This is a genomic window from Streptomyces sp. NPDC111628 (assembly GCF_055635195.1).
Genome location: NZ_JBVKBZ010000001.1, coordinates 202517 through 225071, shown reverse-complemented (window position 1 = coordinate 225071; position 22555 = coordinate 202517). Strand labels below are relative to the sequence as shown.

General features: G+C 72.6%; 22 protein-coding genes. 12 read left to right on the top strand and 10 right to left on the bottom strand.

Features of this window, described 5'->3' with window-relative positions; all coding sequences use genetic code 11:
* The first annotated feature begins 57 nt into the window (after positions 1-57).
* Entirely contained in the window at positions 58-849 is a 792-nt protein-coding gene (locus ACZ7MF_RS01130) for a TetR/AcrR family transcriptional regulator (protein WP_471473779.1), read from the top strand.
* Here ACZ7MF_RS01130 and ACZ7MF_RS01125 read toward each other — a convergent pair.
* Positions 823-1809, bottom strand: coding sequence for a WD40 repeat domain-containing protein (locus ACZ7MF_RS01125; RefSeq protein ID WP_471473778.1), 987 nt, complete (start codon positions 1807-1809; stop codon positions 823-825). The two genes, ACZ7MF_RS01130 and ACZ7MF_RS01125, sit on opposite strands and share 27 nt — an antisense overlap.
* 112 nt (positions 1810-1921) lie before the next feature.
* Here ACZ7MF_RS01125 and ACZ7MF_RS01120 point away from each other — a divergent pair, with 112 nt between their 5' ends.
* A complete protein-coding gene (locus ACZ7MF_RS01120; protein WP_471473776.1) occupies positions 1922-2617 on the top strand; it encodes a GDSL-type esterase/lipase family protein in 696 nt (231 codons plus the stop codon).
* Here ACZ7MF_RS01120 and ACZ7MF_RS01115 read toward each other — a convergent pair.
* Entirely contained in the window at positions 2584-3372 is a 789-nt protein-coding gene (locus tag ACZ7MF_RS01115) for an aminoglycoside adenylyltransferase family protein (protein ID WP_471473775.1), read from the bottom strand. The genes ACZ7MF_RS01120 and ACZ7MF_RS01115 overlap by 34 nt on opposite strands.
* A gap of 90 nt (positions 3373-3462) precedes the next feature.
* Here ACZ7MF_RS01115 and ACZ7MF_RS01110 point away from each other — a divergent pair, with 90 nt between their 5' ends.
* A complete protein-coding gene (locus ACZ7MF_RS01110) occupies positions 3463-4050 on the top strand; it encodes a Uma2 family endonuclease (RefSeq protein WP_471473773.1) in 588 nt (195 codons plus the stop codon).
* Between the two features lie 48 nt (positions 4051-4098).
* Complete coding sequence (locus ACZ7MF_RS01105) at positions 4099-5091, top strand: aldo/keto reductase (protein ID WP_471473772.1); 993 nt, start codon at positions 4099-4101, stop codon at positions 5089-5091.
* Between the two features lie 163 nt (positions 5092-5254).
* Here ACZ7MF_RS01105 and thpR read toward each other — a convergent pair whose 3' ends face one another.
* Genes thpR through ACZ7MF_RS01090 form a run of 3 tightly spaced genes read right to left on the bottom strand, consistent with a single transcriptional unit; the run spans position 5255 to position 7708 of the window.
* Complete coding sequence (gene thpR / locus ACZ7MF_RS01100) at positions 5255-5827, bottom strand: RNA 2',3'-cyclic phosphodiesterase (protein ID WP_471473770.1); 573 nt, start codon at positions 5825-5827, stop codon at positions 5255-5257.
* Positions 5828-5876: 49 nt separating this feature from the next.
* Complete coding sequence (locus ACZ7MF_RS01095; RefSeq protein ID WP_471473768.1) at positions 5877-7244, bottom strand: MFS transporter; 1368 nt, start codon at positions 7242-7244, stop codon at positions 5877-5879.
* 26 nt (positions 7245-7270) lie between these two features.
* Complete coding sequence (locus ACZ7MF_RS01090; RefSeq protein ID WP_153179291.1) at positions 7271-7708, bottom strand: MarR family winged helix-turn-helix transcriptional regulator; 438 nt, start codon at positions 7706-7708, stop codon at positions 7271-7273.
* A 150-nt stretch (positions 7709-7858) separates the two neighbouring features.
* On the opposite strand from ACZ7MF_RS01090, the gene ACZ7MF_RS01085 reads away from it, so the two are divergent.
* The gene (locus tag ACZ7MF_RS01085) at positions 7859-8047 is read left to right on the top strand and encodes a hypothetical protein (RefSeq protein WP_003974640.1); all 189 of its coding nucleotides are present in this window, start codon (positions 7859-7861) and stop codon (positions 8045-8047) included.
* A 10-nt stretch (positions 8048-8057) separates the two neighbouring features.
* Here ACZ7MF_RS01085 and ACZ7MF_RS01080 read toward each other — a convergent pair whose 3' ends face one another.
* Positions 8058-9515: an NCS2 family permease gene (locus tag ACZ7MF_RS01080; RefSeq protein ID WP_471473766.1), complete on the bottom strand. Its 1458-nt coding sequence runs from the start codon at positions 9513-9515 to the stop codon at positions 8058-8060.
* Between the two features lie 203 nt (positions 9516-9718).
* Between ACZ7MF_RS01080 and ACZ7MF_RS01075 the strand changes: the two genes are divergently transcribed.
* A complete protein-coding gene (locus ACZ7MF_RS01075) occupies positions 9719-9979 on the top strand; it encodes a DUF2530 domain-containing protein (RefSeq protein ID WP_471473765.1) in 261 nt (86 codons plus the stop codon).
* A gap of 99 nt (positions 9980-10078) precedes the next feature.
* Positions 10079-12487 (top strand): HAD-IC family P-type ATPase, encoded by a 2409-nt coding sequence (locus ACZ7MF_RS01070; RefSeq protein WP_471473763.1) that lies wholly within the window; start codon positions 10079-10081, stop codon positions 12485-12487.
* Between the two features lie 111 nt (positions 12488-12598).
* Here ACZ7MF_RS01070 and ACZ7MF_RS01065 read toward each other — a convergent pair whose 3' ends face one another.
* Together ACZ7MF_RS01065 and ACZ7MF_RS01060 are read right to left on the bottom strand one after the other, a co-directional pair.
* Positions 12599-15727, bottom strand: coding sequence for a sacsin N-terminal ATP-binding-like domain-containing protein (locus ACZ7MF_RS01065; RefSeq protein WP_471473762.1), 3129 nt, complete (start codon positions 15725-15727; stop codon positions 12599-12601).
* Between the two features lie 212 nt (positions 15728-15939).
* Positions 15940-16866, bottom strand: a complete 927-nt coding sequence (locus ACZ7MF_RS01060; RefSeq protein WP_471473760.1) for a DUF3027 domain-containing protein — start codon at positions 16864-16866, stop codon at positions 15940-15942.
* A gap of 333 nt (positions 16867-17199) precedes the next feature.
* Here ACZ7MF_RS01060 and ACZ7MF_RS01055 point away from each other — a divergent pair, with 333 nt between their 5' ends.
* From ACZ7MF_RS01055 to ACZ7MF_RS01040, 4 genes are read left to right on the top strand one after another with little or no spacing between them, the layout of a single operon-like run.
* Positions 17200-18591: an MFS transporter gene (locus tag ACZ7MF_RS01055; protein WP_471473759.1), complete on the top strand. Its 1392-nt coding sequence runs from the start codon at positions 17200-17202 to the stop codon at positions 18589-18591.
* A gap of 58 nt (positions 18592-18649) precedes the next feature.
* Positions 18650-19159 carry a DUF2771 domain-containing protein gene (locus tag ACZ7MF_RS01050; RefSeq protein WP_205351035.1) on the top strand — a complete coding sequence of 170 codons (510 nt, stop codon included), beginning with the start codon at positions 18650-18652 and terminating at the stop codon, positions 19157-19159.
* 27 nt (positions 19160-19186) lie between these two features.
* Positions 19187-19882, top strand: coding sequence for a futalosine hydrolase (locus ACZ7MF_RS01045; protein ID WP_471473758.1), 696 nt, complete (start codon positions 19187-19189; stop codon positions 19880-19882).
* A complete protein-coding gene (locus ACZ7MF_RS01040; protein ID WP_471473756.1) occupies positions 19872-20720 on the top strand; it encodes a 1,4-dihydroxy-6-naphthoate synthase in 849 nt (282 codons plus the stop codon). Before ACZ7MF_RS01045 ends, ACZ7MF_RS01040 begins: the two co-directional genes overlap by 11 nt.
* Before the next feature lie 13 nt (positions 20721-20733).
* Here ACZ7MF_RS01040 and ACZ7MF_RS01035 read toward each other — a convergent pair whose 3' ends face one another.
* On the bottom strand, positions 20734-21117 hold the full coding sequence (locus ACZ7MF_RS01035) for a cold-shock protein (RefSeq protein ID WP_003974650.1): 384 nt from the start codon (positions 21115-21117) through the stop codon (positions 20734-20736).
* Between the two features lie 175 nt (positions 21118-21292).
* Here ACZ7MF_RS01035 and ACZ7MF_RS01030 point away from each other — a divergent pair, with 175 nt between their 5' ends.
* Entirely contained in the window at positions 21293-21571 is a 279-nt protein-coding gene (locus ACZ7MF_RS01030) for a hypothetical protein (protein WP_471473755.1), read from the top strand.
* Here the strand turns inward: ACZ7MF_RS01030 and ACZ7MF_RS01025 are convergent.
* The gene (locus ACZ7MF_RS01025) at positions 21520-22182 is read right to left on the bottom strand and encodes an HAD family hydrolase (RefSeq protein WP_471473753.1); all 663 of its coding nucleotides are present in this window, start codon (positions 22180-22182) and stop codon (positions 21520-21522) included. The two genes, ACZ7MF_RS01030 and ACZ7MF_RS01025, sit on opposite strands and share 52 nt — an antisense overlap.
* Between the last annotated feature and the right edge of the window lie 373 nt (positions 22183-22555).

The window sequence follows — 22555 nt, the reverse complement described above, 5'->3', positions numbered from 1 at the left end:
GTACCCGATTACGCGTACACCGTACTCAGTTTTGCGGCGCGGACTTAAACTGACCCCATGGCAAGCGGTACGGAGACCAGCGGCAGCGGCGACATCGGCCGCACCCTCGAACTGTTGTGGGACACCGGCCGACGCCCCAGCCGGGGCCCCCGGCCGGGCCTGACGCTGGACCGGATCGTGGAGGTGGCCGTCGAGGTCGCGGACCGGGACGGTCTGGGCGCGGTCTCGATGCGCCGGATCGCCACCGAGCTGGGCACCGGCACGATGTCCCTGTACCGCTACGTCCCCGGCAAGGGCGAGCTGCTCGACCTGATGCTGGACCGCGTGCAGCGCCCGCCCGACAACCCCGCCGGCCTCGGCGACGGCGGCTGGCGCTCGGCGCTCCAGGCCCTCGGCCACGCCACGCTCGCCCTCTACCGCCGCCACACCTGGCTGCTGGAGGTCAACCAGTCCCGCCCGATCCTCGGCCCGTCCGCCCTGGACGGCATGGAGAAGGTACTCACCCGGATCAAGCCGATGGGACTGACCGACCCCGAGCTGATCTCGGCGATCGTCATGATCGACGGATACGTCGTCGGGGCCGCCCGCACGCAGGTGTACGAGCGCGAGGCCGAGCGCAGCTCCGGGCTGACGGACGCGCAGTTCTGGGCGGCCCAGGAGCCGGCGCTGGTGAAGGCCATGACCAGCGGGCGCTACCCGGTGCTGTCCTCCCTCTCCGAGGACGCCTTCGGCACCGGCTTCGACCACTTCGAGTTCGGGCTCCAGCGCATCCTGGACGGGCTGGAGGTGCTGGTGACCGCGCGCCGGGCGGCGGCGGACGGCTCAGCGGCGCCGGAACAGCCGGCGTAGGCCGAGCAGGGCCGCGAGGGCGAGGAGCAGCCCGACCGCGCCGACCTTGAGCGTGACCCCGCCCGGGCCGTCGGACCCGGCGGAGTCCCCGCCCGAGGCGTCGGAGCCGCCGCCGGAACCGCCACCCTTCCCCGGCACGTCCTCGGCCTTCACCGGGCTGTTGGCGCCCTCCATGCCGAGCAGCAGCTTCCTGCCGTCGGTGGTGTAGGTGGCGGACTCGCCCTGCCCGAGGGGCACGCTGATCCGCTCCCCGCGCTTGATCTTCCCACCGTTCCAGTCGTACCAGATGCCCCCGAGGTAGCCGCGCACGGCGAGCTGCTCACCGTCCGGGGAAAAGGCCGCGTCGGTGGCCCAGAGGTCGACGGGGACGGTGGGCTTGAAGACGTTGGTGCCGGAGGAAGAGAGCTTGGCCGGGCCCTCGTACAGGTGCCCGCCGTCCTCGTGCTTGTCGATGAGGTAGACCCGCCCGGTCTTGGGGTGAACCACCATCGACTCCGCGTCGCGGGAACCGTCCGTGTACTTCACGACGTACTGCGTCGCCTTGACGGTCTGGTCCTTCAGCTCCGTCGGCTCGGGCAGCTCGTAGATCCACACGTACGGCCAGGTCACGCCGTCGTTGTCGCCGATGTCGCCGACGAAGATCTTGTTGCCGGGGCCGATGGCGATCGCCTCGACGTCGCGGGGCGTGCCGACGCCGGACAGCGCGACGCGGGCGACGGTCTCGCCGGTGGCGCCGTCCACGGCGTAGAGGTACGGGCCGGTGTCCTGGTCGTTGTGCGTCCAGTAGATGCCGGGGTGCAGACGGGAGGCGGCGAGGCCGCTGGACTCGGTGATGCGCGGGTCCTTGATCGTGAAGCCGTCGCTCCCGGCGGGCCCGTCGTCCGCGTCCGCGGCGGAGGCGGGCACGGCGAACGCACCCACGAGAAGGGCCGAGGCGAGGAGGGCGAAGGGTCGGCGCATGCGCCAAGCCTGCCATCCCGCGCGGGCGTTCACGTCGGCGGTCACCCCCTCGGTCACCCTGCGTGGTCGGGCTCACATCGCGTCGACCAGGCCGATCGTCCATGATGAGCGGATGCTCAGGTTCATGTTCGTCGGCGACTCCATGACGATCGGGAGCGCAGGCGAACACACGTGGCGCTACCGGCTGTGGCAGCACCTGCGCGACTCCTGCGGCCGCCCCTTCACCTTCGTCGGCCCGCGCGAGACCCTCCACGACCAGGTGACGGACGCCCCCACCTCGTGCGCCTACGCCGAACCCGGCTTCCCCCGCGCCCACCTGGCCGGCTGGGGCGAGGGCTGGCACCACATGACCCCGCTGATCGCGGAGACGGTACGGTCCTGCCGCGCGGACGTGCTCCTGGTCTCGCTGGGCCTCATCGACCTCGGCTTCTACACCAACGCCGAGCAGACCGCCGCCAACGTCCACGCCTTCGTGGCGAACGCGCGCTCGGCGAACCCACGCGTGCGCGTGGCGGTGATGCCGGTGCTGCCCAACATCCGGGTGGACGCCGACGAGACCTTCGCCGAGCAGGTCGCCCACTTCAACGAACTCCTCGTGAAGACCCTCGCCGACCTCGACGACGCGGGCTCCCCGCTGCTGCTCGTCCCGCCGCCGCCCGCGTACGACTTCCACACGGACACCTACGACGGCACGCATCCCAACGAGAGCGGCGAGCACCGGATCGCGGAGGCCTTCGCGACGGCGATGAACGAGGAGTGGGGGCTCGGCGGGCCCTACTCCCCCGGCCCTTCCCCTTCGTCCCTGTAGGCCGCCCGGATCTCCCGGATCTCCCGGACCAGACGGTCGGCACAGGCCCGCACCGCCCGGCCGCTCCAGTTCTCCGTCTCCTGCCCGAGGTAGACGGCGCGCGCGTGGGCGAGCGGCGGCCGGTACGAGACGGGCAGCCGCCCCAGGGCCCAGTCCGCCGCCGCGTCCTTCGACCGGATGTCACCGGTGACGAGCGTGCTCCAGACGCGGGCGAGGGTGAGCAGCACGTTGCGCGTGTCCGACTCCAGCTCGGCCAGCAGCTCCGGCACCCCGGCGGCGATCGCCCGCCGCAGGTCGCCGTGGGGCACGGGGTCCAGGAGGGTTGCGGGCGGCGGGCCGTACAGCGGGGCGTCGGCGCGCAGCACCATGGTCAGGAGCGGGGCCAGGTCGGGGTCGTCCTCCGGCTCCGGGACGGCGCCGCGCTCGTAGGCGTCGCGCAGCCACTCGCCGTACAGGTACTCCCGGCGGGGCGGATACCGCCAGGGCCGGACCTCGTCCCGCACGACGGCGATCAGCTCGACTGGGCGCCCCTCACCGCCGGACACGCCGAGCAACTCCCCGGTGAGCCGCTCGCGTTGCCCGTACGTGGTCGGACGTCCCAGGACGACGAGGAGATCGAGGTCGCTGTACGGGCGCAGCCCGCCGAGGGTGGCCGAGCCGTGCGCGTAGACGCCGAGCACGTCGCCGTCCTGGTCGAGGTGCCGCCGGACGAGGGCGACGAGGTGATCGGTGCGGTCCCGGTCCCGCTCTGGCATATGCGCGTCCTCCCGTGTCCTGGTCGCCGTGCGTATCGTTGTACCGCGCGGCTGTACTCGTCGTTGGGTCAGCCGGGGAGGAGCGCCACGATGACCGTCCTTGAAGACAGGATCGCCATGGCCGACATCAACACGGAGCGCTTGGACGAGTGGTTCGAGCGGCTCGAACGGATGCCTGTCCCCGAAGGATTCAGGGCCGAGATCGTCGGGGGCAACGTCCACATGACACCGCAGCGGGACACGCACTGGGAAATCATCCGCCGGATCGTACGGCCCATTGAGGACCGGTTCGGCATGAACGTCGCCGTCTTCTCGGACGTGCGCATCGACTTCCCCGGCCATGAGAACGGCTTCTGCCCCGACGTGGCCAAGCTCTGCGACGGGGCGAAGCGGGACGAAACGGGCCACTGGCGCTACGAGGACGTCGAGTTCGTCGCCGAGGTCATCTCCCAGGGCACCGCCGCCAACGACTACGGCCCCAAGAAGGCCGCCTACGCGGCCGCAGAGGTCCCCCTCTACCTGATCGCCGACCCGTACCAGGGCCGCTGCCACATCTTCACGCACCCCAAGGACGGCGAGTACACCACCGAGACCAGGGTCGCCTTCGGGCAGGACCTGGACCTCACCGACACGGTCCTCGGCCTCACTCTCAGGACCGACGCCTTCCCCCGCGACTGAGCGCCCCCGCTTGCCTGGAGCGCACTCCAAGTCGTTGGCTTGGGAACCATGAAGTACACGCAGCTCGGACGCACGGGACTCAAGGTCAGCCGGCTCGTCCTCGGCACCATGAACTTCGGTCCGCAGACCGACGAGGCCGACAGTCACGCGATCATGGACGCGGCGCTGGACGCCGGTATCAACTTCTTCGACACCGCCAACGTGTACGGCTGGGGCGAGAACAAGGGCCGTACCGAGGAGATCATCGGCAACTGGTTCGCCCAGGGCGGCGACCGGCGCGACAAGACCGTCATCGCCACCAAGGTGTACGGCAACATGGGCGCCGACGGCGAGGCGTGGCCCAACCACGACAAGCTGTCCGCCGTGAACATCCGGCGTGCGGTCGACGCCAGCCTCAAGCGGCTGCGGACCGACCACATCGACCTCTACCAGTTCCACCACATCGACCGCGCCACCGGTTTCGACGAGATCTGGCAGGCCATCGACACGCTGATCCAGCAGGGCAAGGTGCTGTACGCCGGGTCCTCGAACTTCCCCGGGTACAAGATCGCGCAGGCCAACGAGACCGCCGCCCGGCGCGGCGGGACCATCGGCCTGGTCAGCGAGCAGTGCCTGTACAACCTGGCCGAGCGGCGCGCCGAGATGGAGGTGATCCCGGCCGCGCAGGAGTACGGCCTCGGCGTCATCCCCTGGTCGCCGCTGCACGGCGGGCTGCTCGGCGGGGTCATCAAGAAGGAGGTCCAGGGCGGTCGCCGGGCCTCCGGACGGGCGGCCGACGCCCTGGCCGACCCGGCGAAGCGGGCGCAGATCCAGGCGTACGAGGACCTGCTCGACAAGCACGGCGTCGAGCCGGGCGAGGCCGCGCTGGCGTGGCTGCTGACCAGGCCCGGCGTGACCGGTCCGATCGTGGGTCCGCGCACCGCCGAGCAGCTCGCGTCGGCACTCAGGGCCGTGGAGCTGGAGCTGTCGGAGGAGCTGCTGGCCGGGCTCGACGAGGTCTTCCCGGGGCCGGGGCCCTCTCCGGAGGCCTTCGCCTGGTAGCCCGGAGGCCTCCGCCCGGCAGCGGGGTGAGGTGGTGAGCAGGGCGACGGCCGCCGCACGGGCCGGTCAGCCGAGGGCCGCCGCCAACGCCACCACCACGAGCATCAGCACGAGCACACCGGCCATGATCCGGTTTCGGGTCTTCGGGTCCACGCCCCCGAGCCTAACCGGAGGCGCCGAGCGGGCTGCGGGCGACCGCCTCGTAACGGGGCTGCTCGCCCGGCACGCCCGACTCCGGCAGGTTGCTGCGGACCAGGGCCAGCTCGGTCACGGTCCAGGTGGGGCCGGTGAAGCCGGACAGCGCCTCGACGTAGGGGCGGACGTCGAACGCCCGCCCGCTGCGGGCCAGGGTCAGGTGGGGCTTGTAGCGCCGGTGCTCGCCCGTCCCGACGCCCGCCCTGCGCCCCGCGGCCTCCGCCCGGTCGGCCAGCAGCCGCAGGGCCGCCACGCCGCCCTCCGCACCCGCCCACAGCGCCCGCCCGCGCCCGAACTGGCCGCCGCCGCGCAGCGCCAGTTCGAAGGGCGCGGTGCGGTGGGCCGCCCGCTCCAGGCGGGCCGACAGGTCGGGGACGAGTCCGTCGTCGACCTCGCCGTAGAAGGCGAGCGTGAGGTGCCAGCCCGGACGGCCGGTCCAGCGCAGCCCGTCGGCGCCGGGCAGCCCCCGCAGCACGGCCACCTCCGCGGCGAGGGCGGCGGTGACGTCCTCGGGCGGCAGTACGGCGGCGAACAGTCTCATGGGGCCAGCCTGGCAGAGCCACCCCGCCCGGACCCCTGGATTTCCGTCCCTACGCCGCCGACGCCAGGGCCTCCTGCCGCTCACGCGGCACGAACCGGACCTGCGGGTGGCCGCGGTGCCAGCCGACCGACAGGCGCAGGTTCCCGACACGGGCCAGGACCAGGCCGATGACGAGGGCGGCGGTGGCGGCCACCGCGCCGCCCGCGGCGAAGCCGACCCGGGCGCCGTAGGTGTCGGTGACCCAGCCGACGATCGGGGCGCCGACCGGGGAGCCGCCGAGGAAGACCATCATGTACAGGGCCATCACGCGGCCCCGCATGGCCGGGTCGGTGGACATCTGGATGCTGGTGTTGGCGGTGACGTTGACCGTCATGCTGAAGACGCCGATGGGGACCATGAGCAGCGCGAAGAGCCACAGCTCGGGCGCCGTCGAGGCCACGATCTCCAGGGCGCCGAAGCCGAGGGCCGCCGCGATCAGCACGCGCAGCCGGGCGGTGCCGCGCCGGGCGGCGAGCAGGGCGCCGGCCAGCGAGCCGACGGCCATGAGGGTGTTGAAGAGGCTGTACGCCCCGGCGCCCGCGTCGAAGACGTCGTCGGCGAAGGCGGACAGGAAGACCGGGAAGTTGAAGCCGAAGGTGCCGATGAACCCGACCAGGGTGATCGTCCAGATCAGCTCGGGCCGCCCGGCGACGTAGTGCAGGCCCTCGCGCAGCTGGCCCTTGCCGCGCGGGGTGGGCCGGCCGGCGTGCAGTTCGCGGGCGCGCATCAGCAGCAGGCAGGTGAGCGGCGCGACGAAGGACAGACCGTTGGCGAGGAACGCCCAGCCGGTGCCCACGCCGGTGATCATCAGACCGGCGACGGCGGGGCCGACCAGGCGGGCGGACTGGAAGTTGGCCGAGTTCATGCTGACCGCGTTCTGCAACTGGTCGCGGCCGACCAGCTCGGAGACGAAGGTCTGGCGGGCCGGGTTGTCCATGACGGTGGCCAGGCCCATCGCGAAGGCGGCGACGTAGACGTGCCAGACCTGGACATGTCCGCTCAGGGTGAGGACGGCGAGGGCGAGCGCGGTCAGGGCCATCGCGGACTGGGTGACCAGCAGCGTGGGCCGCTTGGGCAGGCGGTCGACGAGGACGCCGCCGTAGAGGCCGAAGAGCAGCATCGGAAGGAACTGCAAAGCGGTGGTGATGCCGACGGCGGCCGAGGAGCCGGTGAGGCTGAGCACCAGCCAGTCCTGGGCGATGCGCTGCATCCAGGTGCCGATGTTGGAGACGACCTGGCCCATGAAGAACAGGCGGTAGTTCCTGACCTTCAGGGAGGCGAACATCGACGTCTTGCGAGGGGCGTCGGGGGTGGTGGTGGTCGGTTTGTCGTGGCCGTCAGGTGCGGGGGCGGAAGCTGCTCCGGATCCCGTACTCAAAAGGTTCGCCTCCTCGCGAGAACTGCTTACTTGTGGGCGAGCTTCTCCAGCACGGGGGCGGCGGCGCGCAGTTTCGCCCACTCGTCCTCGTCGAGGCCCTCGACCAGCGTGGCCAGGAACGCGTTCCGCTTGCGGCGGCTCTCCTCGAGCATGACCACGGCCTGCTCGGTCTGCGTCACGACCTTCTGGCGCCGGTCCTCGGGGTGCGGCTCCAGCCTGACCAGGCCCTTGGCCTCGAGCAGCGCCACGATGCGGGTCATCGAGGGCGGCTGGACGTGTTCCTTGCGGGCCAGCTCGCCCGGGGTCGCGCTGCCGCAGTTCGACAGGGTGCCCAGCACCGACATCTCGGTGGGGCTGAGCGACTCGTCGACCCGCTGGTGCTTGAGCCGACGGGACAACCGCATCACGGCGGAGCGCAGGGAGTTCACGGCGGCGGCGTCGTCGCCATGGTTGAGGTCCGGCATGTTCCTTAGCGTAACTCATTAGGCTGGCGAAATACCACCGCACTTCCGCCCCGGTGCCCGTGACACCCGCCACTGAAACCCGCAGTTCACCCGTACGAGTGAGTCGTTTCCGGAAATGGAGGCATCACCCGGCCGGCCGGGGCGACCCTCGTGCTCATGGGGACCAGCGTGCTCAGCCTGCGGATAGACGGGGAGCTGCTCGACCGGCTCCGGGACCATGCGGCCAAAAGAGGAATGAGCGTCCAGGACTATGTCGTCCGGACGCTCATCCGCGATGACTTCGACGAGCGGTTCCAGTCCGCCGTGGAGGAGACGGAACGGTTCTACGGGGTGCCCTGACCCCGCGGGATCAGGTCAGACCCAGGGCCGGCATCAGGTAGTAGAAGGCGAAGACCGCCGACACCACGTGCATCGCCACCGGCACCTCGCGGCCCCGTCCGGCCGCCAGGCGCAGCACCGAGAAGGTGATGAAGCCCATGCCGATGCCGTTGGTGATCGAGTAGGTGAACGGCATCATCAGCATCGTCACGAAGGCCGGGATGGCGACCGTGAAGTCCGACCAGTCGATCTCCCTGATCGAACCGGCCAGGATCAGGAAGCCCACCGCGATCAGCGCCGGGGTCGCCGCCTGGGACGGGACCATGGTGGCGACCGGCGTGAGGAACAGCGCCAGGGCGAACAGCCCGCCCGTGACGACGTTGGCGAAGCCGGTGCGGGCGCCCTCGCCGACGCCGGCCGTGGACTCCACGAAGCAGGTGGTGGCGGAGGCGGAGCTGGCACCGCCCACGGCGACCGCGACGCCGTCGACGAACAGGACCTTGTTGATGCCCGGCATCTGGCCCTCGCCGTCGGTCAGCTTCGCCTCGTCGCTGATGCCCATGATCGTGCCCATCGCGTCGAAGAAGCACGACAGCAGCACGGTGAAGACGAACAGCACGCCGGTCAGCACGCCGACCTTGTCGAACCCGCCGAACAGGCTGACCTCGCCGACCAGCCCGAAGTCGGGCGTGGCCACGGGGTTGCCGGGCCACTCGGGGGTGGTCAGGCCCCAGGACGGGATGTCGGTGACGGCGTTGATGATCATCGCGACGCCGGTCATCACCACGATCGAGATGAGGATGGCGCCCGGCGTCCTGCGGACGATCAGCGCGAGGGTCAGCAGCACGCCGAGGACGAAGACCAGGACCGGCCAGCCGTGCAGGTGCCCGCCGGTGCCGAGCTGGATCGGGACCGTGGTCTGGGCGACGTCCGGCATCCGGGTGATGAAGCCGGAGTCGACCAGACCGATGATCATGATGAACAGGCCGATGCCGATCGCGATGGCCTTGCGCAGGCTGTAGGGCACGGCGTTCATCACGCGCTCGCGCAGCCCGGTGGCGACCAGCAGCATGACCACGAAACCGGCCAGCACCACCATGCCCATGGCGTCCGGCCAGGACATCCGCGGGGCGAGCTGGAGCGCGACGACGGAGTTCACGCCGAGACCGGCGGCGAGCGCGATCGGCACGTTGCCGATGACGCCCATCAGGAGCGTGGTGAACGCCGCCGTCAGCGCGGTCGCGGTGACCAGCTGACCGTTGTCGAGCTGGTTGCCGTACATGTCCTTCGCGCTGCCCAGGATGATCGGGTTCAGCACGATGATGTAGGCCATCGCGAAGAAGGTGGCGAAGCCGCCGCGGATCTCACGGGGCAGGGTGCTGCCGCGCTCGGAGATCTTGAAGTAGCGGTCGAGGCCGTTCTGCGGGGGCCGCCGGTCTTCCGGCGACTCGGGGGACGGGGGGACCTTGGCGGAGGCCGAGGTGGACATGCGGGGACCTCATCACCAACAGGTTCCCCCACGGCCTTGTCGGTGTTCCTATTGGTGTTTTCTACGAATGAAAGCGGTCAGAGACAAACGGGTTCAGTATGAACGTATGAGCCCCTGATCGCTATCTCCGCGCGTAGACCCCTGTCGTCACCGCGTGGCGCCGCGCCGTCAACCCGTTCGCACGCTCCTCGTAAGCTGTACGCATGAAGAAGTGGACACCCACGCACGAGGCGCCGGAGCCCCTGGAGGGCCCCGTGGTTCCGACCATCGTCGGCGGCACCATCCTCTGGTTCGTCCTCTTCCTGGTGCAGCTGCCCTTCTACGGCTGGTTCGACGAGAACGGGCACACCTGGTGGGTGTGGACCTGCCTGGCCGGCGCGGGTCTCGGCCTGATCGGCATCTGGTACGTCCGGGGGCGCGACGCCGCGATCAAGCGGGACACGGCCGCCAAGGCCGAGAACTAGTACCAGGGCAGCACACCGCACCCGCCCGTCTCGTACCCAGGTCGGATCTTCGCCGCACTCGATGGGTGAAGCCGTAAATCCGCACGTACCGTCGAATCCATGACGCATCTCGACGCGGACAGACTCGACCCCGGGCATCCCGCGCACCCCGTTGACGCCCCTTCGCCCGCGACCGGGCTCACGGCGGCCGGGGTCGCCGAGCGGATCGCCCGCGGCCAGGTCAACGACGTGCCGGTGCGCAGCAGCCGCTCCCTGGCCGACATCGTCCGCGCCAACGTCTTCACCCGGTTCAACGCGATCATCGGCGTCCTCTGGGTGATCATGCTGTTCGTCGCGCCGATCCAGGACAGCCTGTTCGGCTTCGTGATCCTCGCCAACACCGGCATCGGCATCGTTCAGGAGTGGCGGGCGAAGAAGACCCTCGACTCCCTGGCCCTGATCGGCGAGGTCCGCCCGACGGTGCGCCGGGACGGGAAACCCGCCGAGATCAGTACGTCCGAGATCGTGCTGGACGACGTCATCGAGATCGGCCCCGGCGACAAGGCCGTCGTCGACGGGGTGTGCGTCGAGGCGGACGGGCTGGAGATCGACGAGTCCCTGCTGACCGGCGAGGCCGACCCGGTGGTCAAGCAGCCCGGCGACCAGGTCATGTCGGGCAGTTTCGTGGTCGCGGGCGGCGGCGCCTTCCGGGCCACCAAGGTCGGCCGCGAGGCGTACGCCGCGCAGCTCGCCGAGGAGGCCTCCCGCTTCACGCTGGTCCAGTCCGAGCTGCGCTCCGGCATCTCCACGATCCTCAAGTACGTCACCTGGATGATGGTCCCGACCGCGATCGGCCTGATCCTCAGCCAGCTGCTCGCCAAGGACAACGAGCTGGACGACTCGATCGCGCGCACCGTCGGCGGCATCGTGCCCATGGTCCCCGAGGGACTCGTCCTGCTCACCTCCGTCGCCTTCGCGATCGGCGTCGTCCGGCTCGGGCGCAAGCAGTGCCTCGTCCAGGAACTGCCCGCCATCGAGGGCCTGGCCCGCGTCGACACCGTCTGCCTGGACAAGACCGGCACCCTCACCGAGGGCGGCATGGACGTCACCGACCTGCGCCTGCTCGACGGCGCCGACGAGCGTCACGTCCGCACCGTGCTCGGCGCCCTCGGCGCGTCCGACCCGCGCCCCAACGCCTCCCTCCAGGCGATCATCGACACCTACCCGGCCGACGGGTCCGCCGGGGCGTGGCGGTCCACGGGGGCGCTGCCCTTCTCCTCCGCCCGCAAGTACAGCGGCGCCACCTTCGACGAGGGCGACGGCTCCTCCCGCACCTGGCTGCTGGGCGCCCCGGACGTCCTGCTGCCCGAGGACCACCCCGCACTCGCCGAGACCGGCCGGCTCAACGAACAGGGCCTGCGCGTACTGCTGCTCGCCCGCGCCCCCCGCGAACTGGACGACCCCGAGGTCGCCGAGGACGTCGAGCCCACCGCCCTGGTGGTCCTGGAGCAGCGGCTGCGCCCGGACGCCGCCGACACCCTGCGCTACTTCGCCGACCAGGACGTGCGCGCCAAGGTCATCTCCGGCGACAACGCGGTGTCGGTCGGCGCGGTCGCCGCCAAGCTCGGGCTGTCCGGAGCCACCGTCGACGCGCGCCGGCTGCCCGCCGAGCGGGAGGAGATGGCGGCCGCCCTGGACGAGGGCACGGTGTTCGGGCGGGTCACCCCGCAGCAGAAGCGGGACATGGTCGGCGCCCTCCAGTCACGCGGCCACACGGTCGCGATGACCGGCGACGGTGTCAACGACGTCCTCGCGCTCAAGGACGCCGACATCGGCGTGGCGATGGGCTCCGGGTCGGAGGCGACCCGGGCGGTCGCGCAGATCGTGCTGCTCAACAACAGCTTCGCCACACTGCCCTCGGTGGTGGCCGAGGGCCGCCGCGTCATCGGCAACATCACGCGCGTGGCGACCCTGTTCCTGGTCAAGACCGTGTACTCGGTACTGCTCGCGATCCTGGTGGTCTGCTCGCAGGTGGAGTACCCGTTCCTGCCCCGCCACCTCACCCTGCTCTCCACGCTCACCATCGGCGTCCCGGCCTTCTTCCTGGCCCTCGCCCCGAACAAGGAACGGGCCAGGCCCCACTTCGTCCGGCGCGTGATGCGGTACGCGATCCCGGGCGGGGTGGTGGCGGGGGCGGCCACCTTCGTGACGTACCTCGTCGCGCGGCAGCACTACACCGGCCCCGGCGCGCTGGACGCGGAGACCAGCGCGGCGACGCTGACGCTGTTCCTGATCTCGATGTGGGTGCTGGCGATCATCGCCCGGCCGTACACGTGGTGGCGGGTGCTGCTGGTGGCGGCGATGGGGCTGGGCTTCGTGATCGTGCTGGTGGTGCCGTGGCTGCAGGAGTTCTTCGCGCTGAAGCTGGTGGGGGTGACGATGCCGTGGACTGCCGTCGGCGTTGCGGTGGTCGGGGCCGGCGTTCTGGAGTTCACCTGGAGGTGGGTGGACCGGCGGTTCCCAGTGTGACGGTTGGGGGTTCGTTGCCGACTGCTGCGTCGTCGTGGCTGGTCGCGCCCACGCGGCGGAGCCGCATGTCGAACACGGCCCCGCGCCCCTTTGGGGCGCGTTGCACTCCCGTCAGTCGAACCAGCGGTCCCTCGCCAGTTCCTCCGTCCTCGACTCGTCCTCCAGGAGGGCGGCGACCTCGAAGCGGCGGGGCCACTGGCCCGCTGCCCAGGCGAGGCCGGCGGCCACGCCCTCCAGGGTCGCCGCGTGCAGCGCGCCGTCGTCCGTCAGGCGCCAGTCGATCTCCACGCCGTCGACGAGCAGTTCCTCGTGCTCCACGTATGAAGCGGGGGTCCGTGCCCCCAGCAGCACCCGCACCGGCTCCGGTACGTCGTGCTCGGCGCCCTCGGAGTCGACGCGGCCGGTGACGGACTCGCTCAGCCGCCGCACCTGGAACAGCTCCGCCAGCTCGGCGGCCCGGGCCGGACGGACCGGCAGCAGCGGCACGCCGGAGGTGAAGGGCAGCAGGTCGGGCGAGTCGACCACGACGGCGTCGGCGGCGTCCACCACACGCACCTCGCCGTCGACCACGGCCCGCACCTCGTCGGGCAGGGTGACCTGGTCCGGGTCCAGGTCGGCCAGCGCGCCGTACAGGGCGTGCAGTTGGGCGGCCGTGACCGGGCGGTCCGGGTCGGCGAGGCGGTCCAGGAGTTCGGCCGCGCCGCCGGGCTCGTCGAGGAGCGCGGCGACCGACGTGCGGACGCCCAGGGCCCGCAGCACCTGCTCGTCCTCGAAGCCGGTCGCGTCGGCCTCCTCGTACAGGCCCCGCAGCAGCGGGTCGCCGCCCGCCGCGCGCAGACCGGCCGGGCGGCGTCCGCCGAGCACCGGGTGCCCGCGCAGCCACCACGCGGTGTAGGGCCGTACGACCTCGTGGGTGCCGTCGGGCAGCAGAATGCGCACCGGCTGGACCAGCGCGTCGCGCAGCGGCGGCCGGGACAGCAGGGCCAGGGCCTCGGGCCAGTGGTCGTCGTCCACGAGGTCGAGGTCGCGCACGGCGACGATCTCGGTGGCGACCGGCGGGACGGGGGTGTCCGGGAAGCGGTCGAGGACGTCCTCGCTCCACACGTCCACGGCGTCGAGCAGTCCCGCGTCGTCGGGCTCGGCGAAATCTCCTTCGCGGGGCTCCAGTTCGTCGGGGTCCAGGACGACGTCGGTGGCGCGGACGAGGGCGAAGGTGACGAGGACGCCGCAGGCGGCGAGCGGCTCGGGGCCCCACTTCTCGGCGAGTTCGGCGTCCACGGCGGCGAGTTCGTCCTCGCGCATGACCCGGGCGAACGGGCCGCCGGGGAAGACGAGTTCGCCCGCCGGGGAGAGTTCGCCGTCCTCGTCGGGCACGGCGAGGGCGCCCAGCCAGGGCTCGTCGCCGGAATCGAGTCCGGCGCCGCGGACCAGGCCGAGCACGGTGTCGGCCAGTTCCTCGGCGTCGAGGGCGTCGTCCTCCCAGTTGGTTCCGCCCTCGTCGTCCAGGGAGGCGGCGACGGCGGCCCTCACCTGCGGGGTGGTGAGGACGGCGCGCGGGGTGGCCGGGAGGGCGCCGAGCTTCTCCAGGAGCGGGTGCGCGGCGTCCGGGTGGGCGACCTTGAGGCCGAGCCGGGTGAGGACCTCCGGGTCGAGGGAGGCGGCGTCCGGGGAGGGCAGCAGCACCTGCCGGGGCCCGATGGTCGTACGGCTGTCGGCGAGCGGCACCGGCAGCCCCGACAGCCGGTCGGGGTCGACCCCGGCGAGGCTGTCGTAGAGGCTGCGCCACCAGGCGGGGGCCTTCTCCAGCCCCGCCAGCCGGTCGATCGCGTCGGTCAGCGGCACCCGCGCCACGCCCAGGGTGCGCAGTTCGGCGCGGCGCTCCAGACCGGCGGGCAGCAGGGTCGGCAGCACCTCGGCCAGCACCCGCACGGTGTCGGCGCCCGCACCCTCCACCACCTCGGCGTCGCGGGGGCGCAGGGACTCCGGAAGGTCGTCCTCCGCGTCCTGGCCCCCGGAGGGGAGGGCGGGCGGCAGGAAGGACGTACGCGGCAGCCGGTCGAGGATCGCCTGCCGCAGCGCGCCGTCCAGTTCGCCCCGGCCCAGCGCGCCGGGCACCAGGTCGATGAGGCCGACGCCGACCGGCCGCCAGTCGGCGAGCAGTCCGGCGTAGGCGTCGGCGGCCCGTTCCGTCAGGAAGTCGGTCAGCGGTCCCGGCGCGGTGTGCCGGCGGGTGGCGTCCAGCGGGAAGGAGGCGATGAGCAGGGCGGGCACGCCGAGGGGCTCGTCGCTGGGGGTCGGGGCGTGCACGACGGGGCTGGTGCGCGGGCGGGCGGGAGCGCCGTCGGCGTCGACGGGCACCGCCCAGGTCACCGACCAGTGGGGGCGCAGCCGCTCCTCCACCGGCCGGTCGGCGAGGAGGTCGGGGGTGAGGGGGCCGTGCGCGGCGGCGGTGCGCCAGCGGGTGACGCCCTCCCGCGAGTCCTCCACCACGGTCAGGGCGTCCTCGGCACGGCGGGAGAGGGTGCGCACCTCGTCGCCCGCCTCGATCACGACCTCCGCCAGGCCCGGCAGGGCGAGGAGCAGGGCGTCGTCCACGGCGCGCAGGAGCCGTTCGGCGAGGTCGGCGGCGGCGGTGTCGCGCAGCGGCAGGATGACGGCCGTGTCGTACGGGGCGGGGGCGCTGCCCTCGGCGGGGAACGGCAGCCGCAGCAGCGGTACGTGCCCGTCGCGCCGGCGGATCTCGTCACCCAGGCCGGGGCTGTGCCGGGCGGTGTCGGCGGCCAGGTCGCGGGCCTCGGCCAGGGACCAGCGCACCCCGCCGTGCCGGCCGACCACGGCGGGCTCGTCGGTCACGGCCAGGACGGCGGCGAAGCCGACCCCGAACCGGCCGACCGAGCCGTCCACCGCGTCCCGCTTGGCGGAGGCGCGCAGGGTGGACAGCGACTCGACGCCGGTCGCGTCGAGCGGGGCGCCGGTGTTGGCGGCGACGAGGACGCCGTCGCGCAGGGTCAGCCGGAGCCGGCCGGGCACGCCGGCCCGTGCGGCGGCGTCGGCGGCGTTCTGCGCGAGTTCGACGACCAGCCGGTCGCGGTAGCCGCCGAGGACGAGGTCCTCCTCCGCGTTGGCGTCCTCACGGAACCGGGCCGGGCTCGTCGCCCAGGCGTCCAGCACCCCGCGCCGCAGCCGTGCCGTACCGAACGGATCGGCACCCTCGGCGGCAGGCCGTACGAACATGCTCACGGTGACTCTCCTCATCGACGGACCACGAAGGTACCGCCCACTCAGCCCGTCCGATGCCGTGTGCCCCCGGCCGGCACCATCCAGCCCGTCCGATGCTCTGTGGCCCCGGCCGGCATCACCCAGCCCGTCCGGCGTTTGAGGACGAGGCCGTCAAGGCCGAAGGGGGGTCTGGGGGCGCAGCCCCCAGGGACCTCAGCCACCCACGACGGGCCTCAGGAGTGCCCCAGCTCCGCCACCGCCTGGTCCTCGGCCACCGGCACCGACCCCGAGTCCGCGGCCGGCCGCAGCGGGAAAGGGTCCACCCGCGTCTCGTCGATCACCGGCGGAGCCACCCGCGGCGGCTTCGGCATCACCGCGGCCTCGGAGTGCCCGCCGCACCCGTAGGCCAGCGACACCACGTGCCCGTCGGCCGGGGAGAACTCGTTGGCGCACACGCCGAAGGCCTGCCCGAGCGAGCCGCCGATGCGGGCGAGGAAGCCACAGCTGACGCAGGAGGCGGGGGCCGCCTGGGCCATCGCGGTCTTCGGGCCGTAGCCGTCCTCCCAGCGGTCGGCGGCGACGTGCAGGCCGTACCGGGACAGCACCCGGGTGCGGCGCAGGCCCAGCTCCTCGGCGACCGCCGAGATCGTGCCGCGGGCCGGGACGGTCGACAGCTCGGCGGGCGGCCCGGCGGTCACCTCGGCGTCCTCGGCCTCGACCAGGTCGGCCATCTCGTGCGAGACGGCGGAGTTCGGCGGCGGCTCGTCCTCGCCGGTCCAGCCGGGCTCCAGGCGCAGGTCCTCCGCGTCGGTGGGCAGCAGGTCGCCGGGGCCCATGTCGCCGGGGCGCAGCCGCTCGCTCCACGGCACCCACTCGGGGGCGAGGAGCGCGTCGGGGCCGGGCAGCAGCACCGCCTCGTCCACCGTGACGATCTTGGCGCGGGAGGCGCGGGCCACCGTCACGGCCCAGCGCCAGCCCCGGTAGCCCATCTCCTTGCAGGCGAAGTAGTGGGTGACGACCCGGTCACCCTCCGACACCAGGCCCTCGTGCTCGCCGACGACGCCGGGTGCGGCGGCCTCCTCGGCCGCGGCCCGGGCGAGGTCGACGGCCTCGGCGCACAGGCGGTCAGGGGTGCGGCTTCGCGTTGTCGCTGCGCTCACAGGTATCGCTTCTCTCCATACGCCGTCTCACGAGTGCGCCGCTGTGTGCGAGGGGCGGACGGAGCGGACCTGTGGACCGCGTCGACGTCCGCGCCCGATCGCGCTCGGGCGCACCTACGTCATCCATTCTGCGGGATGGCCGTACGGCGCGCGGCCGAGAACGTTCGCCACGGCGCGCTACGCACGCTACCTGCTCATGTGCCCTGGGCCTACACCGACGGGGATTTCGGCGGGGTACGGCCACGCGTTCCCGGGCGGGTCGCGCCCGACTCGATCACCGCCATCCGTGCCGTATCGACGCTACAGCCGCCTCTGACGGGGCACTATGACGGGGTGGCAGCCGCACGGACGGAGTTCAAGCGCGGGAGCCGGTGGCGCGGTCCCGGCTCCCGGTTCCGTGCGGTCGGCCGCGCCCTGCGCCTGCCGGTGACCGGTACCGCGCGCGGCATCCGGCGGGCGACGCACGCGCACGGCGCGGGCGAGTCGGGCCTCGGCAAGCTGATCGAGCTGCACGGGGTGAACGGCGCCGGCGACGTCATGATCACCGTCGCGCTCGCCTCCACCGTGTTCTTCTCCGTCCCCACCGACGAGGCACGCGGGCGGGTCGCGCTGTACCTCGCCATCACCATGGCGCCCTTCACGCTCCTCGCGCCGGTGATCGGCCCGCTCCTGGACCGGCTGCCGCACGGCCGCCGCGCGGCGATGGCGACCGCGATGGGCGCCCGCGCGGTGCTCGCGCTGGTGCTGTCCGGCGCGGTCGTCACCGGCGGCATCGAGCTGTACCCGGCCGCGCTCGGCGTCCTGGTCTCCTCGAAGGCGTACGGCGTGGTCAGGAGCGCCGTGGTGCCGCGGCTGCTGCCGCCCCGGGTCTCGCTGGTGAAGGCGAACTCGCGGGTCACGCTGTGCGGGCTGCTGGCCACCGGCGTGGCCGCGCCGATCGGTGCGGGGCTCCAGCAGGTGGGTCCGCGGTGGCCGCTGTACGGAGCCTTCGTGATCTTCGTCGCGGGCACCGTGCTGTCGTTCACGCTGCCGCGGAAGGTGGACTCGGCGCGCGGCGAGGACCGGGCGCTGCTCGCCGCGGACGAGGGACATCTGCCGGGGCCGCTACGCAAGCGGGGCAAGCGCCCCGGCCTGCGCACGGTGGGCCCGGCGGTGACCCACGCGCTGGCCGCCAACGCCGCCATCCGCTGCCTGACCGGCTTCCTGATCTTCTTCCTGGCGTTCCTGCTGCGGGTGCACCCGATGACCGGCCAGAGCGCGGCGGTGTCGCTGGGGATCGTGGGCGTCGCGGCCGGTGCGGGCAACGCGCTGGGCACCGCCGTCGGGGCGTGGCTGCGGTCCCGGGCGCCGGAGGTGATCATCGTGACGGTGGTCGTGATCGTGCTGGGCGCGGCGGTGGTCGCCGCGGTGTTCTTCAGCGCCTTCCTGGTGGCGTGCCTGGCGGCGGTCGCCGGGTTCGCGCAGGCGCTGGCCAAGCTGTCCCTGGACGCGCTGATCCAGCGGGACGTGCCGGAGCAGGTGCGCACGTCCGCGTTCGCGCGCTCGGAGACGCTGCTCCAGGTCTCCTGGGTGCTCGGCGGCGCGGTCGGCATCGTGCTGCCGCTCAACGGCACGCTGGGCCTGTCGGTGGCCGCCGCGATCATCGCCACCGGGTGGCTGACGACCGTACGGGGGCTGCTCGACTCGGCGCGGCACGGGGGACGGACTCGGCCGAGAGTGGCGTGACCACGCCACGCCGTACCCAGGTGGGGGACGGGGCTCAGGCGCCGTATAGCCTTCCGCCATGACCACGTTGCCCCGCGGCACCGCCGCTATCGGACACCGCGTTGTGCGACGCCGCCGCGCCGTCGCCGCTGTCGGCGCCGTGTCCGCCGGACTTCTCCTGCTGTCCGCCTGTGACGAGCCGACCCCGATCGCGACGATCACGGTCGGCAGTGACTCGGTCAGCTCCGAGGCCACCTGCGGCGGAGAGGGCAAGAACCTTTCCCCCGACGAGATCAACAAGTGCCTGAAGGACAAGGACGCCAAGTCCATCACCGTCGACCAGGACGAGACCGTGCGGTTCGGCGTCGACCCGGACATCGCCGACAAGCACTGGACGATCCTGATGAACGGTCAGCAGCTCGTCGAGGACAGCGACAAGACCTACCGCACCGTGCCGGGCAGCGTGTTCTTCAACGCCCAGTACGGCGCCCAGGGCGACTCGACGAACGTCGCCGTCGCGGTCCGGGACGGCAAGGACGACAGCCAGAACATCACCGGTGTGTGGGTCTTCGAGCTGAAGAAGGACTGACCGCCCACGTCCTCCGTGCACCTCCTCGTGGCCACCGCGGTCCCCGTCGAACGGGACGCGGTGGCTCGGGCGTTCCCGGCGCCGGGCACGGAGCTGTCCCGCCCCGGGATCACCCTGCACCGGCTTCCGGGCTGCCGGGACCTGCTGGCCGCCGGGGTGGGCCCGGCCCGCGCCGCCGCCTCCACGGCCGCCGCCCTGACCGCCGCCGCCCTCGACGGCAGGCCCTACGACCTGGTCGTCTCGGCCGGTATCGGCGGCGGCTTCGCGCCCGAGGCGCCCGTCGGCTCACTGGTCGTCGCCGACGCGATCACCGCCGCCGACCTGGGCGCCGAGACCGCCGACGGCTTCCTGCCGGTCACCGACCTCGGCTTCGGCACCGTCACCCACCTCCCGCCGGCCGCTCTGGTCCGCGCCGCCGCCGAGGCGACCGGGGCCCGGCCGGGCACCGTCCTGACCGGGTCCACCGTCACCGGCACCGCGGCCCGCGCCGCACTGCTGCGCGAGCGCCACCCGGGTGCCCTGGCCGAGGCCATGGAGGGCTTCGGCGTCGCCGAGGCCGCCGCCGCGCACGGCGTGCCGGTGCTGGAACTGCGCGCGGTCTCCAACCCGGTCGGACCGCGCGACCGCGCCGCCTGGCGCATCGGCGAGGCGCTCGCGGCCCTGACGGACGCCTTCGGGAAGCTCGCACCCGTCCTTGAGAGTTGGAAACCGCATGAGCGCTGACACCCTGCAGATCGCGTACTCCCCCTGCCCGAACGACACCTTCGTCTTCGACGCCCTCGCCCACGGCCGCGTCCCCGGCGCCCCCGCCCTCGACGTGACCTTCGCGGACATCGACATCACCAACGGCATGGCCGAGCGCGGCGAGTTCGACGTGCTCAAGGTGTCGTACGCCGTGCTGCCCTACGTCCTCGACGACTGGGCCCTGCTGCCCTGCGGCGGCGCGCTGGGCCGGGGCTGCGGCCCGCTGGTGCTGACCCGGGAGGCCGACGCCGACCTGCGGGGCCGCACGGTCGCGGTGCCCAGCGAGACCTCCACCGCGTACCTGCTCTTCCGCCTGTGGGCGGCGGACACGGTGCCCGGCGGAGTGGGCGAGATCGTCGTCATGCCCTTCCACGAGATCATGCCGGCCGTGCGGGACGGGAAGGTCGACGCGGGCCTGGTGATCCACGAGGCCCGCTTCACGTACCAGAACTACGGGCTGCACAAGCTCGCCGACATGGGCGAGCACTGGGAGCACACCACCGGGCTGCCGATCCCGCTCGGCGCGATCATCGCGAAGCGCTCGCTGGGCGGGCCGACGCTGACCCGGCTCGCGGACGCGGTGCGCGCCTCGGTCCGCGCGGCCTGGGACGACCCGGAGGCGTCCCGGCCGTACGTCATGGAGCACGCGCAGGAGATGGACCCGGCCGTCGCCGACCAGCACATCGGGCTGTACGTCAACGAGTTCACCGCCGACCTCGGCGAGGACGGCTACGCGGCGATCCGGGGCCTGCTGACCCGGGCGGCGGCCGAGGGACTCGTACCGGCCCTCGGCCCAGACGCGCTGGCGTTCCCCTGACCCAGGGGGCGGATCAGACGTCGAGCTGGTCCGCGACCGCGCGGAGCAGCCCGGCGATCTTCTTGCCCGCCGTCTTCTCGGGGTAGCGGCCGCGCTCCAGCATCGGCGTGATGTTCTCCAGGAGGGTCGTCAGGTCCTGCACGATGGAGGCCAGCTCGTCCGGCTTCTTGCGCTGCGCGGCCGCGACCGAGGGGGCCGGGTCGAGCAGGGCGAGGGAGAGGGCCTGGTCGCCGCGCTGTCCGGCGACGACACCGAACTCGACGCGCTGTCCCGGCTTCAGGCTCTCGACTCCGGCAGGGAGGACCGAGGAATGGACGAAGACGTCACCGCCGTCGTCGCGGGAGAGAAAGCCGAAGCCCTTCTCGCTGTTGAACCACTTGACCTTGCCGGTAGGCACGTCTGTCCTCGTCCTCGTACTCGTCGGGAAAAATGCTCGGAAATATGCTCGGAAACGGCTCTTGATAGCACTTGGGCGGGTCGTCCGGACCCGCCGGTACCAAGACTATGGGTCTTCAGTCGGGTGACAAGACGTCCCCCGGCTGTTCTCCAGGCCTGGGAACTACCCTGGTCGGGTGCGTGAACAAACCCAAACGAATTCCGCCGCTCCCGGCGACCGGCTGATCCGCGCCGGTGCGATCGTCTTCTTCGTCGGCGCCCTGGCCACTCTGGTCACGGTGGCCCCGCTGCTGCTGGACACGACGCCCTTCCCCACCTACATGTTCGGGCTGAGCATGCTGATGGGAGTGGGCTTCCTGGTCGCCGGTGCCGGGGTGCTCCGGTCGGTCGCCGCCGGGCGGCGTCAGGCGCGGGCCGGGTCGAGCCCCTCGGCGTCGCCCTCGCCGTCCGCGTAGGCCGCGAGCCACTCCGGGAACTCCGTGAGGTCGGCGAGGACGACGTCCGCGCCGGCCGCGCGCAGCTCCTCGGCGTCGCACGGTCCGCTGGCCACGGCCACCGAGCGGGCCTCCGCGGCGCGGGCTCCGCGTACGTCGCCGACGTGGTCGCCGACGTAGACGTCCGCGTCGTGCTCGCGCAGCGCTACGGCCTTCTGCTCGGCCCACAGGCCGCCGATCACGGCGTCCGGTTCGATGCCGAGGTGGGCCAGGTGCAGCTTCGCGTTCGGCTCGTACTTGGCGGTGACGACGACCGCGCGCCCGCCGGCCTCGCGCACGGCGGCCACCGCCTCGCGGGCGCCGGGCAGCGCGAGCGTGGGCTCGATCGCGTACGCCGGGTAGATCTCCCGGTACAGGTCGGCGACGGCCTCGATCTCCTCGGCCGGGAACCAGTTCGCCAGCTCCTCGGCCAGCGGCGGCCCGAGCCGGGTGACGGCCAGGTCGGCGTCCACGTACGTCCCCGTGCGCGCGCTCAGCTCGAGGTAGCAGGCGCGGATGCCGGGCCGCGAGTCGATCAGCGTCATGTCGAGGTCGAAACCGACGGTGGGCGCGGGGCGGGTCGTGGAGGCCATGGCCCCCATTGTGCCGGGCCCACGACAACGGCCTACGGGCACCCGGTGCGGCCGGGGCAAATCGAATCCACCGCGCACTGTGGACGCGAAAGCACCGCCCAGGCCGAGCAGCCCCGGAACCCGACGAGCACCCGCCAGCGGGCACGGAGGCACCGCCCCAGGTCGGGCGGTCCCGGAACGGGACGGACACCCGCCAGCGGGCACGGAGGCACCGCCCCAGGCCGAGCAGCCCCGGAACGGGACCAGCACCCGCCAGCGGACACGGAAGCACCACCCACGCCGAGCAGCCCCGGAACGGGACCAGCACCCGCCAGCGGACACGGAAGCACCACCCACGCCGAGCAGCCCCGGAACGGGACCAGCACCCGCCAGC